11 protein-coding genes and 1 pseudogene are annotated in these 14,640 nt (G+C 70.5%); 3 read left to right on the top strand and 9 right to left on the bottom strand.

What is annotated here, in order from left to right:
• Positions 1-46 precede the first annotated feature (46 nt).
• A complete protein-coding gene (locus tag M6G65_RS13060; RefSeq protein ID WP_238195460.1) occupies positions 47-1,534 on the bottom strand; it encodes an argininosuccinate lyase in 1,488 nt (495 codons plus the stop codon).
• 157 nt (positions 1,535-1,691) lie between these two features.
• Positions 1,692-2,627 carry a LysR substrate-binding domain-containing protein gene (locus M6G65_RS13055; protein ID WP_250104027.1) on the bottom strand — a complete coding sequence of 312 codons (936 nt, stop codon included), beginning with the start codon at positions 2,625-2,627 and terminating at the stop codon, positions 1,692-1,694.
• 134 nt (positions 2,628-2,761) lie between these two features.
• On the opposite strand from M6G65_RS13055, the gene M6G65_RS13050 reads away from it, so the two are divergent.
• Together M6G65_RS13050 and M6G65_RS13045 are read left to right on the top strand one after the other, a co-directional pair.
• A complete protein-coding gene (locus M6G65_RS13050) occupies positions 2,762-4,351 on the top strand; it encodes a catalase (RefSeq protein ID WP_238195462.1) in 1,590 nt (529 codons plus the stop codon).
• Between the two features lie 87 nt (positions 4,352-4,438).
• Positions 4,439-4,915 (top strand): cupin domain-containing protein, encoded by a 477-nt coding sequence (locus M6G65_RS13045; protein ID WP_238195463.1) that lies wholly within the window; start codon positions 4,439-4,441, stop codon positions 4,913-4,915.
• Here the strand turns inward: M6G65_RS13045 and M6G65_RS13040 are convergent.
• From M6G65_RS13040 to M6G65_RS13010, 7 genes and pseudogenes are all read right to left on the bottom strand, one after another.
• A complete protein-coding gene (locus tag M6G65_RS13040) occupies positions 4,867-6,126 on the bottom strand; it encodes an MFS transporter (RefSeq protein WP_250104026.1) in 1,260 nt (419 codons plus the stop codon). The genes M6G65_RS13045 and M6G65_RS13040 overlap by 49 nt on opposite strands.
• Positions 6,123-7,799: an apolipoprotein N-acyltransferase gene (gene lnt / locus M6G65_RS13035; protein WP_430929573.1), complete on the bottom strand. Its 1,677-nt coding sequence runs from the start codon at positions 7,797-7,799 to the stop codon at positions 6,123-6,125. Before lnt ends, M6G65_RS13040 begins: the two co-directional genes overlap by 4 nt.
• Positions 7,800-7,821: 22 nt before the next feature.
• On the bottom strand, positions 7,822-8,955 hold the full coding sequence (locus M6G65_RS13030; RefSeq protein ID WP_250104024.1) for a hemolysin family protein: 1,134 nt from the start codon (positions 8,953-8,955) through the stop codon (positions 7,822-7,824).
• A gap of 36 nt (positions 8,956-8,991) precedes the next feature.
• Positions 8,992-9,471: an rRNA maturation RNase YbeY gene (gene ybeY / locus M6G65_RS13025; RefSeq protein ID WP_238195608.1), complete on the bottom strand. Its 480-nt coding sequence runs from the start codon at positions 9,469-9,471 to the stop codon at positions 8,992-8,994.
• Between the two features lie 2 nt (positions 9,472-9,473).
• Positions 9,474-10,579, bottom strand: a pseudogene (locus M6G65_RS13020) (PhoH family protein).
• A gap of 28 nt (positions 10,580-10,607) precedes the next feature.
• On the bottom strand, positions 10,608-11,945 hold the full coding sequence (gene miaB, locus M6G65_RS13015; protein WP_250104023.1) for a tRNA (N6-isopentenyl adenosine(37)-C2)-methylthiotransferase MiaB: 1,338 nt from the start codon (positions 11,943-11,945) through the stop codon (positions 10,608-10,610).
• Positions 11,946-12,316: 371 nt separating this feature from the next.
• Complete coding sequence (locus tag M6G65_RS13010; RefSeq protein ID WP_250104022.1) at positions 12,317-14,053, bottom strand: L-lactate permease; 1,737 nt, start codon at positions 14,051-14,053, stop codon at positions 12,317-12,319.
• A gap of 300 nt (positions 14,054-14,353) precedes the next feature.
• Between M6G65_RS13010 and M6G65_RS13005 the strand changes: the two genes are divergently transcribed.
• Positions 14,354-14,590, top strand: coding sequence for a pentapeptide MXKDX repeat protein (locus tag M6G65_RS13005; protein ID WP_238195469.1), 237 nt, complete (start codon positions 14,354-14,356; stop codon positions 14,588-14,590).
• Positions 14,591-14,640: the final 50 nt, after the last annotated feature.

The raw sequence follows: 14,640 nt of genomic DNA, 5'->3' as shown, positions 1-14,640 counted from the left end.
CAGAGTTTCGGCACGGCGGCCGTGCGCGGCCGTCAGGGCTCTTGCCTCAAGGCTCCTGCGTCAGGGCCGCGAAGGCCTTGTCGAGGCGCGCCCGGGCATCGGTCAGGCTCTGGCGCCGGCTCTCGAGCCAGCCCCGGTCCGTCTCCAGCCGCGCCCGGGCGACGCCGAGCATGCGCCGGATCTCGGCGGGCTGCGGTCCGCCGAGGCCCTTGGCGGCATCGATCATGCCCCGCGCCGACAGCGCCGCCCGGAAGCGGGCCTCGTCGAGGGGCAGCTCCGGCTTCAGCCCGGACCCGGCGGCGGCCTCGGCGTAGATCTTCTGCACCTCCGGGAACGGGAGATCGGCCGGGCGCAGGTCGTGGCCGCGGCCGTAGCTCACGAGTTCGGACGCGAAGTGGTGGCCGAGCCGGAACGGCACGTCCGCCTCGCGCTGGAGCGTGTCGGCGAGTTCGGTGGTCGTCGCGTAATCCGCCGCGACCTCGTCGGCGGCCCGCGCCCGGTCCACGACCAACCCGTCCAGCACGCGGGTCCAGCGCCGGCACATCTCGGCGGCCTCGGCGAGAGTCCGGCCCGGCGGCTCGGCCTGGTTGCGCTTGTAGTCCGGCATGCCCGAATCGACGTTGTGCGCCATGATCACGAAGGCCTGCGCGGCACCGACCACGTCACTTGCTTTCATGCGCAGCCCGTAGAGCGCCACCGGATTGCGCTTCTGCGGCATGATGCTGCTCGGGCCCGTCAGCGCGCCCTCGCGCAGCAGGATCCACGGCCGGGTCTGGTGATACTGCGCGTAGAGATCCTGCGCGAAGCTCCCGGCGGTGGTGGCGAGATTCGCCGCGAGCCCGGTCAGTTCCAGGCCCATATCCAGCGGCGCGAGCTGGCCCGCGTCATAGCTGTTCTCCACGGGCGCATCGAACCCGAGCAGATCCGCCAGGCGCCTGCGATCCACCGGGAAGCTCGACGTTCCGAGCGCCGCCGCGCCGAGGGGCGACAGGTTCAGGCGCGCCCAGGTCTCGCGCAGGCGGTCCGCGTCGCGCGCGAGCGCCCCTGCATAGCCGAGGAGATAGTGGCCGAGGGTCGTCGGCTGCGCCTGCACGCCGTTGGTGTAGGCGGGGATGATCGTGTCCGCCTCGCGCTCCGCCACCGTGAGCAGGGCCGCGCGGGCCGCATCCAGGGTCTCGGCCAGGGCGAGGAGGCGGTCGCGCTGCTCCAGTTTCAGCACCGTCGGGATGATGTCCTGGCGGCTGCGGCCGGAATGCATACGCGTGGCATCCGGACCGGCGATGGCGGTGATCAGCGGCTCGATCTTCAGGTAGTCGTCGGGACGCTCGGCCCCCGGCTTGGCGGCATCGGCGGCGACCTGATCGAGGGCGCGGGCGATGGTCGCCCCAAGGCTGCGCGGGACGATACCGGTCTCCACCGTCATCACCAGCGAGGCGCGGTCGATCGCGTCGATGCGGGCGAACGTGTCCCGGGGCTCGGCACGGGCACCGGGGGCGAGCAGCGCCAGAACCGCCCAGATCGTCGTGCGCCGCATCGGTCCGCTCCGTGGCTTTCGCGGAGGCCAGATAGACCGTTTTCGCGCAGCGTTCCTATTCACATCCTCATGCTGAGGTGCTGCGTGAGCCGCCTCGAAGGAGGGTGTCGTTGGGAAGGCCATGGGCGCGTGGCCTGATCGGCCGGAACGCAGCGCCTCACGCCACCGCATCCCCGTCGCGGCAGGCCGCCGTGCCCGGGGGTGCATGCGCGCGGAAGAACGCGGCGAGGTTCGCCAGCCCGGCGGCGCGTGGGTCGCTCGCCCGCCAGACCAGCGCGATGGTCCGCCCCGGCCCGTCGACGTCGAAGGCCCGCGTCACCGTCAGCCCGGTCGGATCGGGGCCGGAGGGCACGGCCAGAGCCGGGAGCAGTGTGTAGCCGGCGCCCGCCGCCACCATCGAGCGCAGGGTCTCGAGGCTCGTGGCGTGCCGTCCGACCGACGAGCCGGCGCCGCAGGCCGCGATCGCCTGGTCGCGCAGGCAATTGCCCTCGTCGAGGAGCAACAGGTCCGGCCCGGCGATCTCGGTTGCCGAGAGCGCACCGCCCCGGGCGAGGGCGTGCTCGGCCGGGCAGGCCAACCAGAACGGCTCGACGAAGAGCGGCGAGACGGCGAGCCCGTGCAGCGGCAAGGGCAACGAGATCAGCGCCGCATCGATGCGGCCGTCGCGCAGGCCTTCGGCGATCTCGGCGGTGCGCGATTCGGACAGCGACAGCATCAGCAACGGGTACTGCTCGCGCAGCGGACGCAGCACCAGCGGGAAGAAGTAGGGGCCCAAAGTCTGGATCGCCGCCAGGACCAGCCGCCCCGTCAGCGGCGAGCCGCGCCCCTCGCTGGCGAAAGCCAGCAGACGCTGCGCCTCCGACAGGACCACCCGTGCCTGCCGGACGATCGCCTGCCCGGCCTCCGTCAGCAGGACCCGCCGATTGGAGCGCTCGAACAAAGTCAGGCCCAGCGCGGTTTCCAGTTTACGGACCTGCACGCTGAGAGTCGGCTGGCTCACGTTGCAGCGCTCGGCGGCCCGACCGAAATGCCCCTCGTCCGCCACGGCGACGACGTATTCGAGGTCGCGGAGCGACAAGCCGGCGAGATTCATAGGCTGCGCCTATCACAACCTTTGCGACGATGCATTTGCCTCGGGGTCACGCCGGGGTCATAACCATTCACCAGAACGGTTCCAGGTTGGCCTCGTCGTCTGCCGAGAGCCTTCGAAATGGAGAGACGGTACGCATGAGCGATCAACGCCCGATCCTGACCACCCGCCAGGGCCATCCGGTCCGCGACAACCAGAGCACCCGCACGGTCGGCGAGCGGGGCCCGGCGACGCTCGAGAACTACCAGTTCATCGAGAAGATCACGCATTTCGACCGTGAACGGATCCCGGAGCGCGTCGTCCACGCCCGCGGCGCCGGCGCCCATGGCTGGTTCGAGGCCTACGGCAAGATCGGCGACGAGCCGGCCTCCAAGTACACCCGCGCCCGCGTGCTGAACGAGACCGGCGTGAAGACGCCGATGTTCGTGCGCTTCTCGACCGTCGCCGGCGCCAAGGAGAGCCCGGAGACCGAGCGCGATCCGCGCGGCTTCGCGGTCAAGTTTAAGACCGTCGACGGCAACTGGGACCTCGTGGGCAACAACCTCAAGGTCTTCTTCATCCGCGACGCGATCAAGTTCCCCGACATGATCCACGCGTTCAAGCCGGATCCGGTGACGAACCGCCAGGAGGCGTGGCGCTTCTTCGACTTCGTGGCCCAGCACCCCGAAGCGATCCACATGGTGACCTGGCTGAAGTCGCCGTGGGGCATCCCGGCCAATTACCGCGAGATGGAAGGCTCGGGCGTCAACACCTACAAGCTGGTCAACGACCAGGGCGAGGCGGTGCTCTGCAAGTTCCACTGGATCCCCAAGCAGGGCGTCCGGAACCTGACCTCGAGCCAAGCCTCCGAGATCCAGGCCAAGGATGTCGGCCACGCGACCCGCGACCTGTACGACAACATCAAGGCCGGCAACTTCCCCGAGTGGGAATTCGCCGTGCAGATCATGCCGGACGGCCCGAACGACCATCTCTCGTTCGACCCGCTGGACGACACGAAGCGCTGGCCCGAGGATCAGTTCCCGCTGCTGAAGTGCGGCCGGATGGTGCTTGACCGCGTGCCGGACAACTTCTTCGCCGAGGTCGAGCAGTCGGCCTTCGGTACCGGCGTGCTGGTCGACGGCATCGACTTCTCGGACGACAAGATGCTGCAGGGCCGGACGCTGTCCTACTCGGACACGCAGCGCTACCGCGTCGGCGCCAACTACCTGCAGCTCCCGATCAACGCGCCGCAGCCCGGCGTGAAGGTCTATTCCAACCAGCGGGATGGCCAGATGACCTACGGGGTCGACGGCACCGGCCCGAACAAGCACATCAACTACGAGCCGTCGACGCTGGCCGAGGGCCTGCGCGAGGCGCCCAAGCCCGCCAAGGACTACCATCAGCCTGTCCAAGGCAATCTCGGCCGCTACCAGACCTCGCGCACCGAGGACGACTACACCCAGGCCGGCGCGCGTTACCGCTCGTTCGAGGATTGGGAGCGCGAGGACCTGATCGCCAACCTGGTCGGCGACATGAAGCAGTGCCCGGAAGCCATCCAGCTGCGGATGGTCTGGCACTTCTGGCACGCCGACGAGGATTACGGCCGCCGCGTCGCCGAGGGTGCCGGCATCGATCTGGAGAAGGCCAAGGCCCTGCCGCCGCTGCCGGGCCGCGCCGCCCCGGGCAAGCGCCTGCAATCCGAGACCTACTCGGACGGCTCGCAGGCCCATAAGGTCGCCGCGGAGTAAGCCTCGCGCTCTCGACCGCTGAAAAAATGCCCCGCGCGGTCACCCGGCCGCGCGGGGTTCTTGTTTGGAGATCGGGCGAGGGCGGCGATGGCGAGTCACGTGCACCACGGTCCGGGCCCGGACGCCATCATTGGCGGGATGCGGATCACGTATCTGGCGCGCAGCGACGAGACGGCCGACGGCCTCGGCATCTATCGGGTCGACATGGATCCGCATGCGCCGGGCGCCGGTCTTCACCGCCACGCCCGGCTGACCGAGACCTTCGCGGTCGAGGCAGGCCGGCTCGCGCTCCGCGTCGACGGTGCGGATCACGACCTCGGCCCCGGCGATTTCGCGCTGATCCCGCCCGGCGTCGCGCACGCCTTCGCCAATCGCGGCGATCGGCCGGTGCGCTTCACCCTGAGCTTCGCGCCGGCGCTGGGCCGCGAGGGTTTTTTCGAGGGCCTGGCGCGGCTGGCCGCGGAAGGCCGCCTCGCGGATCAGGCCGCGATGACCGACCTGATGGCGCGCTACGATCAGGAACCGCTGGCCGGGTTTGCCGGCTGGAGCGAGGTCAGCGGCTGAGCCGATGCGCCGTTCGGCGCCGGTTCGGCCGCGTTGACCTTGCGGTCGCGACCGGCGGCTTGACCAATCAGGATGGCCGCCGTGGCGATGCCGACGAACAAGGCCCCCGGCACGCCCCAGCCGCCCGTGGCGTCATGGGCAAGGCCGAAGACCAGCGGGCCCAGGCAAGCGCCGGTATAGCCGATGCCCTGCGCCATGGCGGAGAGACCGGCGGCACTGGCCGCGTCGGCGGCGCGGAGCACGATCAGGGTCAGCCCCAGGCCGAAGCAGCCGCCGATCCCGAAGCCCAGCGCGCCGGCAGCCGGGATGCGCAGCCAATCGGCCCCGAAGGCGAGGACTAGGAAGGCCGCGGCGGTGAGGCCCGGGATGGCGACGATCCAGGCCCGCTGATCCCGGGCGCGGGCGGCCAGCATGGCGGTCAGCAGCGCCCCGGGCGCCTGAACCAGCGTCGTGAGCGACGCGTAGAGCCCGGCATCCAGCGCACTGAGGCCGCGTCCCTGCAGGAGCAGCGGCAGCCAGCCGAACAGGATGTAGGCGAGCGACGATTGCAGGCCCATGAAGCCCGTCACCCACCAGGCCAGCGGGCTGCGGAGCAGCCGCCCGGCGGAGGGGGCCGCGCTGGACGCCGTTCGGCGGGCGAAGGGAATCCACAGGAAGGCGGCGGCGAGCGCCGGCAGCGACCAGATGGCGAGCGCCGAGGGCCAGCCGCCCGCGAGCGCGTGCTCCACCGGCACCGCCGCCCCGGCCCCCGCGGCCGCACCGAGGCAGAGGGTCATGGTGTAGAGGCCGGTCATCAGGCCGCCGCTGGCGGCGAAGTCGCGCTTCACCAGCGCGGGCAGCAGAACGTTGTCGAGCCCGATGCCGATGGCCGCGAGGGCCGTTCCGGCGAAGAGCGGCACCAGCCCGCCAAGGCCGCGGAGGGTGAGGCCTGCCGCCAGGATCGCCGAGCCGGCGAGGACCGCGAGGTCGGGACCGATCCGCCGGATCAGCGGCGCCGCCAGCGCGCAGGCGATGCCCAGGCACAGGACCGGCAATGTGGTGAGAATGGCGGCCCCGCCCGCACTCAGGCCGGTGCCGTCCCGGATGGTGGCCAGCAGCGGGCCGACCGTGCTCAGTGCCGGCCGCAGGTTGAAGGCGACCAGCATCAGCGCGACGCCGAGCAGCAGCCGGCCCGACGTTGCGCGGCTCGGGGCGGCGCGGTTCGGGGTCACGGACGCCGCGCGACGAGAGCGCCGCCGAGACAGGCGGCAAGCATCAGCGCGAACGCCGTGTCGCCGAACCTGCCGTACAGCGTACCGCCGGGGATCCGGGCGGGCAGGTCGGCATCGAGCCAGGTCTCCTCGCCGAGGGGTGTGCGGCCGAGGATACGGCCGTGGGGGTCGATCACCGCGGAGATCCCGGTATTGGCGTCACGGACAAGCGGTAATCCCTCCTCGACTGCGCGCAGGCGGGCTTGGGCGAGGTGCTGGCGCGGGCCCGGCGTGTCGCCGAACCACGCGTCGTTGGTCACATTCAGGATCAGTCCCGCCGGCTCCTGCGCCGGGGCCACGTGGCCGGCGGGCAGGATCGCGTGCGGGAAGATCGCCTCGTAGCAGATCGTCGCCGCCACCGACGGCAGGCCGGGCACCGACAGGATCTGTCGGGCGACGAGGGAGCCCGCGGAGAAGCCGCCCGGGATCGCCACGAACTGGCGCAGGCCGAGCGCCCGAAGGGCGGCGTCGAGGGGCGCCGGCAGGTACTCGCCGAACGGGACGAGGTGGACCTTGTCGTAGCTGTCGGAGATCCGGCCATCCCGCCCGATCACCATCACGGCGTTGAAGTAGCGCAGGCGCTCGCCGGGCAGGGGCTCCTCGGCGCGGGCCGCGCCGGTGATCAGGTGCTGCCCGGGCTTCAGGCCGGCAGCCACTTTGGCCAGGGCATCGGGATCGCGCTGTATCAGGAACGGAAAGGCCGATTCGGGCCAGACGATGTGGGTCGGCTCGGGCGCGCCGGCCTCCACGGGCCGCTGACTCAGCTCGATGTAGCGGTCGACGATGTCGGCCCGGTTCTCGGGCCTGAACTTGGCGTCCTGCGGCAGGTTGGGCTGGACGAGGCGCAGGCGAATCCCGGCCACGACCGGATCGGGCGGCCCGAGGCGCTCGGCGCCGTAGACAGCCATGCCGGCGAGGAGGGCGGCGGCGGCGGCAGACGGGCCGAACCGGCCGAGCGGACGCGGACCGGTGGCGAGCGTCGCGGGCGCGGCGCAGGCGAGCACCGCAAGAATGGTCAGGCCGTAGAGCCCGATCAGGGCGGCCCCCTGCATCAGCCAGAGGTTCTGGGCGAGCGCCATCCCGAGGGTGTTCCAGGGAAAGCCCGTGAACACATGGCCGCGCAGCCACTCGGCGGCGGCGATCCCGAAGGCGAGGGCGGCGATCCGCGCGGTTCCACGGCTCCACAGCAGGCCGGCGGCGCCGAAGCCCGCGCCGTAGAACAGGCCGAGGGCGAAGGGGAGGCCGATCACGCCGAGCGGCAGGGCCCAGAGGAACTCGTCGGCCTCCACGAGGAAAGCCCGGCCCAGCCACCACAGGCCGGCGGTCAGATAGCCGAAGCCCCAGGCCCAGCCGATCAGGAAGCAGGGCCAGAACCGCCGCAGCGCGGTGCGGCCGGACGCGGCGCCGTCCTGCAGCCAGACCGCGACCGTCAGCGACACGGCCAGGGCCGGAACGATGCCGTAGGGCGGCATCGCCAGGGCACCGAGCGCGCCGACGAGCCACGCGAGCCCGAGCCGGCGCCAGCCGGTCAGGCGCGCGATCGCCAGGACGGCCCCCGGCACGGCCGCGCGGCCGGGATCAGGGTCCCGTACCGGCGCGCTCGGAACCGCAGCGGACCGTGCGTAGCCGTCCACCAACCGCGTCACGCCGGGACCGTCACGGATGCGGTGTCTCGGCGGCCGGCGGGCTCGAAGGCGGGGGCAGGGCGAGGGGCACCACGTTGCCGATCCGCGCCGCGCCCTTGTGGAAGCGCAGCCGCTTGAGGCGGCGGGGATCGGCGTCGAGCACCTCGAATTCCAGATTGCCGGGTCCGGCGATCAGCTCGCCGCGGGACGGCACGCGGCCGACCAGGGTCACGATCATGCCGCCCAGCGTGTCGATCTCCTCGGCCATCTCGCCGACCGCGGCCGCGAGATCGACGCCGGTCGCCTCCGAGACCTCCGCCAGCGGCGTGCGCGCATCGGCCACGAAGACCTCGTCCTCGCCTTCGACGCGCTGGACCTGCTTGTCCTCCGCGACGTCGTGCTCGTCCTCGATGTCGCCGACCACGACCTCGATCAGATCCTCGATGGAGATCAGCCCGTCGGTGCCGCCATACTCATCGATGACCAGCGCCATGTGGGTGCGGGTCGCCTGCATCCGCACCAGCAGGTCGATCGCCGGCATGGACGGCGGCACGAATAGCACCGGCCGCTGGATGCGCGCGGCCGCCAGGGTCGCCGACAGGTCGACCTTGCCGAGATCGAGGCTGCGCGGCAGACGCGCCGACGGACGCCGCGGGCGCGCGGCGGCGGACGCGTCCGCGGCGCCATCCAGGGCCGCGTCGGCGGATTTCGCCGCGACCGGCGGATTGCGCCGGGACGGCTCGGCCTTGGCGGCGATGTGGTCGGCGAGGTCGCGGATGTGGACCATGCCGCGCGGGTCGTCGAGGGTCTCGCCGTAGACCGGAAGCCGCGAATGGCCCGCGGTGCGGAACAGCTTGAGCAGATCACCGAGGCTGGTGTCGTTGGACACCGCGACGATGTCGGCCCGGGGGACCATCACGTCGCCGACGCGCACTTTGTGCAGGCCGAGGACGTTCTTGAGCATCACGCGCTCGAGCGGGGTGAGGCCGCTCTCACCGGCATCCGGCTCCGCGAGTGCCTCCTCGAGACCTTCGCGCAGGGAATCGCGCGGCTTGAGGTGCAGCGCCTGGAGCAGGCGATCGTACCAGGGCTCCCGGTTCTGGGATTCGCCCTCGGTGGAACTGGGCGCGGCCAGGGCCGCGCCGCGACTTCGATCGTTGGTCATGTCTCTCGGATCTGGGAGCGTTCGGGCGTCGTGCGCTCAGGCGTAGGGGTCCGGGATGCCGAGGGTCGCGAGTGCCGCGACCTCCAGGGCTTCCATGGCGTCGGCCTCGGCCTCGCCGATCTCGTGGTCCTGACCGAGACAATGCAGGGTGCCATGGACGAGGAGGTGGGCGAGGTGATTCTGGAGCGGCTTCGACTGCTCCGCACTCTCGCGCACCAGGGTCTCGTACGCAAGGACCACGTCGCCGAGGGGCGTCGCGGCTTCGTCGTGCCGGGGCTGCGGGGCGGCCGGGAAGGACAGGACGTTGGTCGGCTTGTCCTTGCCGCGCCACGTCCGGTTGAGCTCCTGGACGGCGGCATCGTCGGTCAGCAGGACGCTGACCGCGACCGGGCCGTCCGGCTTCTCGGGGGCGATGGCGAGGCCGGCTTCCACGGCGCGCGCGACGAGGGCTTCGAGGCCGGGAATTTCGGTCTCCCACCGCGCGTCCTCGACGGCGAGATCGATCTCGTGCGGCATGCTCACGCCAGCGGCCGGCGCCGGGGATTCGGGTTGCGGTCGGCCTCGCCATCGCCGTGCGCGGCGCGCTCGTAGGCGGTGACGATCCGGCGCACGAGGTCGTGGCGCACGACGTCGACGTCCTTGAACCGCACGCGCCCGATGCCCTCGACACCGTCGAGCACGTTCACGGCCTCGACGAGGCCCGACTTCTGGCCTGGCGGCAGGTCGATCTGGCTGGGATCGCCCGTGATGATCATGCGGGATCCCTCGCCCAGGCGGGTGAGGAACATCTTCATCTGCATCGAGGTCGTGTTCTGCGCCTCGTCCAGGAGCACCACCGCGTTGGTCAGGGTGCGCCCGCGCATGAAGGCCAGCGGCGCGATCTCGATCGTGCCGGTCTGCAGGCCCCGGTCGACGTGGCGCGCCTCCATGAAGTCGTAGAGGGCGTCGTAGATCGGCCGCAGGTAGGGATCGACCTTCTCGCGCATATCGCCCGGCAGGAAGCCCAGGCGCTCGCCGGCCTCGACCGCGGGACGCGACAGGATCAGCCGCTCGGCATGACCCTGCTCGAGCAGCGACACGGCATGGCCGACGGCCAGCAGGTCTTGCCGGTCCCGGCCGGCCCCTCAGCGAAGACCAGCTCGTTGGTGCGCAGCAGCTTGATGTATGCGTCCTGCGCCTGGTTGCGCGCCCGCACGGCGCCGCGCTTGCGTGTGGCGATCTGGTCGAAATGCGGCTTGTCGGCCTCGGCAGCGACCTCGGCGGCCGGGAACAGGGTCGCCTGGGCGGTGGCTTCGCGGATCGCGCCGTCCACGTCGCCGAGCGTCAGCGTGCTGCCGCCGGTGCGCACCCGGGCGTAGAGCTTCTGGAACACCCGCCGCGCCGTCTCAACCGCGTCGGCCGGTCCCTTGATGACGAGGTGGTTGCCGAGCGCCGTGGCAGTCACCTCCAGCCGGCGCTCGATATGGGCGACGTTTTGGTCGTACTGGCCGAAGACGAGGCTCGCGAGGCGGTTGTCGTCGAAGGTCAGCGGCACCTCGACCGCCTCGTCCGATCCGGCCGGCCGCGCCGCCGGGCCGCGACCCCGCAGGGCGCCACGCGCGCCCGCACCGTCCGATGCGCTCAAGCCCTCATCCTCGCCATCTTCCTCTCCGTCACGCGGCCGCAGCCTCCGGGACCAGCTGCCCGAACAGGCTGTTGGAGCCCGACTCGGTGATCCGCACAGGCACCACCTGTCCAATATGGTGAGGCGCGGCGTCGAACTGCACCGCGAGCAGGTGCGGCGTCTTGCCCGCGACCTGCCCCGGATGCCGCCCGGGCTTCTCCACCAGCACGTCGAACACCCGGCCCTCGGCCGCCCGCTGGTAGGCGTGGCGCTGGCTGTCGAGAAGCGCTTGCAGCTCGGCGAGCCGCGCGGCCATCACGGCCTCCGGCACCTGATCGGTGCGGTCGGCGGCGGGCGTGCCGGGGCGGGGGCTGTACTTGAACGAGAACGCGCTCTCGAAGCCGACATCGCGCACGAGCCGCAGGGTCTCGGCGAAATCCGCGTCGGTCTCGCCGGGGAAGCCGACGATGAAGTCGGACGACAGGGCGATGTCCGGCCGCGCCGCGCGGATCCGATCCATCAGCCGGCGGTACTGGTCGCCGGTGTGCTTCCGGTTCATGGCGGCGAGGATCCGGTCCGATCCCGACTGCACCGGCAGGTGCAGGTAGGGCATCAGGGCCGGCACCTCGGCATGAGCCCGGATCAGCGGATCGTCGAAGTCATTCGGATGGCTCGTCGTGTAGCGGATCCGCGCGATGCCGGGGATCCGGGCCACGGCATGCACCAGCCCGGCGAGCCCGACGGACGCACCATCGGGGCCGTCCCCGTGATAGGCGTTGACGTTCTGGCCGATCAGCGTGATCTCGCGCACGCCCGCTTCGGCGAGTTTTTCCGCCTCGGCCAGCACGGCCGCGACCGGCCGCGAGACTTCGGCGCCGCGGGTGTAGGGGACGACGCAGAAGGCGCAGAACTTGTCGCAGCCCTCCTGCACGGTGAGGAAAGCCGACGCCCCGAGGGTCCGCCGCCGGGGCAGGTGGTTGAACTTGTCCTCGACCGGAAATTCGGTGTCGGCGACGCGGCGCTCCCGGGAACGGGTCAGTAGGTCCGGCAGGCGGTGATAGCTCTGCGGGCCGACCACGACGTCGACGGCGGGCTGGCGCGCCTGGATCTCGGCGCCCTCGGCCTGGGCGACGCAGCCTGCCACGACGATGCGCGTGTCGAGTCCCTTCGCCTTCCGCTCGCCCTTCAGGACGCGCAGGCGGCCGAGTTCCGAATAGACCTTCTCGGCGGCCTTCTCGCGGATGTGGCAGGTGTTGAGGACCACGACATCCGCATCCTCGACCGTGTCGGTCGCCGTGTAGCCCTCAGCGCCGAGGACGTCGGCCATGCGGGCCGCGTCGTAGGCGTTCATCTGACAACCGTAGGATTTGACGAAGGCCTTCTTCAACGCGCGCCGTCCTGAACCAGTCCGCTTTGATCCTCACGGCCGCCCCGCGAGGGCCGGCCGGCGGTGGCCTATAGCACGGATCGCGCGGGCCGTCGCGGAGGATGGACATTTGGGGAGCAGCGATCGCGGAGCCGTGGGCCCAATTCACCTCATCATTCCGGGGCCGCATAGCGGAGCCCGGAATACAGAACCACCGCCGCGGCAAGTCCTCGCACCGACGGTGGTTCTGGATTCCGTGCCCTGCTTCGCAGTCCCGGAATGACCAGGTGACGGGGCGAAGAAACCGGGCGGGGATCCGTCGCGCGAAAACGTTTCTGCTCCCGGACAGTCACGCCGGCCGCCCGTAAGCGACCGGCGTGACCCGTTTTGCTTCAGTGGGCCGCCGGCGCCGCCGCGGGCAGGTCGATGACCATGTGCTGGAAGAACGGCACGTAGGCCTGCAGCATCACGAACAGGCCGACGAGGCAGGCGAGCGCGATCGAGTGCCAGAACACGAAGCGCAGGATCTTGCCCTCCTGGCCGAAATAGCCGGTGGCCGTGGACGCGACGACGATCGACTGGGCGTCGATCATCTTGCCCATCACGCCACCCGACGAGTTCGCCGCCGACATCAGCACGCCCGAGAGGCCGAGCTGCTCGGAGGTGATCCGCTGCAGGCCGCCGAACAGAACGTTCGAGGCCGTGTCCGAACCCGTGAGCGCCACGCCGAGCCAGCCGAGCAGCGTCCCGAAGAACGGGTAGAGGATGCCGGTGCCCGCGAAGGCGAGACCGAGCGTGGCATCGACGCCCGCGTAGCGGGTGAGGACACCGAGCGCGAGCATCGCCGAGATCGTGATCAGCGAGTAGCGCAGGGCCCAGATCGTCTCGAAATAGGCCGTCACGAGGCGCAGCGGCGAGAAGCGCATGATCAGGCCGGAGATGATCGCGGCGATCAGCACGCCCGTGCCGGTGAACGACATGTAGGTGAACAGGAAGACGGCGCTTTCGGGAGCCGGCTTCGGCACCACCGGCGGCACCTTCATGATCACGTTGTGCAGGCCCGGCACCTCGTACTTCCAGGTGAAGAGCGGGTTGACGATGCCCTTGAACCAACCGGTTCCCCAGACCGCCACGATGACCGAGAGGACGATCCACGGCACCCAGGCCATCAGGATCTCGCCCTGCGAGGCGGTGCGGGCACCGACATGGACCGGGGGCGTGCCGGGCACGCCGGCGCCGAGCGCCACCGGACGGGGACCGGCCACGGCGAGCGACGGATCGTGGCCGCGCAAAGCCGGCGAAGTCCAGATCTCGCGGGGCTGCCAGACCTTCAGGAACAGGACCAGGGCCAGCATCGAGGCGAGCGAGGCGCCGATGTCGACGATCCACGGGTTCACGTAGTTCGAGATCAGGAACTGCGCGACCGCGAAGGTGGCGCCGCAGACCAGGATCGGCGGCCACACCCGGATCATGCCGCGGAAGCCCGCGAACACCCAGATCAGCCAGAACGGCACGATCAGCGAGAACAGCGGCAGCTGCCGGCCGATCATCGCACCGAGGATCTCGGGCGGGTAGCCGGTCACCGAGGCGAGGCCCTGGATCGGAGCGCCGAGCGCGCCGAAGGCGACCGGGGCGGTGTTGGCGATCAGCGACAGGCCCGAGGCGGCGAGCGGCGAGAAGCCGAGGCCGATCAGGATCGCGCCGGTGACGGCCACCGGCGTGCCGAAGCCGCCCGCGCCCTCGAAGAAGGCCCCGAACGCGAAGGCGACCAGGAGCAGCTGCAGGCGCCGGTCAGCCGTGATGCCGGCAACCGATTGCTGCAGGATCGCGAACCAGCCCTTCTCCACCGTCAGCCGGTAGAGGAAGATGACGTTGAGGATGATCCAGCCGATCGGGAAGAAACCCGTGACCATCCCGAGGATGGCCGCCCGGGTAGCGAGTTCGGTCGGCATCCCGAAGCCGGCAATCGCCACAAGCATGGCGAGACCGAGAGCGATGACGGCCGCGATATGAGCTTTCACGCGACCGCTGGCGATCATGGCGAGCAGTGCGATGACCGGCACTGAGGCGGCGATCGCCGAGAGCCAAGCGCTCCCGAACGGATCGTAAACCTGATTCCAGGCTTGCAACGGGCGTCCTCCACAATTCCCGACTGTTCCGGGTTGCGGCCTAGCTAGCAGAGCGGTTCGGACCGCTCAATGCGCTGCATCATGTATTTCGAGGCCATTCCTATGGAGCTTCGCAGGTCTAACCCGATTTAGACCTGGGGTTCAGCACGGCCTCTGCCGCTGATCACCGCGCGCGCGGACCGGCTCGGGCGCGCACGTATTGGCCAAACAAGCGCTGCCGCCATTGCTGTAACCTTGGATTGCGACGCGTCGAAAGTTCGGGAGTGCTGCACGAGCGGCACGATTTTCGAGGATTACGACATGCGCAGCTGGATCCGTCTCTCCTCCGCCACCCTGCTCGCGGCCGCGATAGCCGCAACGCCGGCCCTTGCCGCGGAGGGCCCGGGCAAGGACGCCATGAGCAGGAACGCCATGAGCAAGGACAGCATGGCCAAGGACTCGATGCACAAGGGCAGCGCGGGCAAGCCGGACGCGATGGGAAAGTCCGACGCCATGGACAAGAATACGATGAGCCGGAGTGACGGTTCGAAGAAGTAGCGCCGCGCAGAAGCGCGGTGGTAGCAGCGTGCGGTCTGAGAGCCCTCCGG

The sequence above is a fragment of the Methylobacterium tardum genome, assembly GCF_023546765.1.
Classification (GTDB): Bacteria; Pseudomonadota; Alphaproteobacteria; order Rhizobiales; family Beijerinckiaceae; genus Methylobacterium; species Methylobacterium tardum.
The sequence above is the reverse complement of the archived record's forward strand: the minus strand, read 5'-3'. Positions and strand labels throughout refer to the sequence as shown.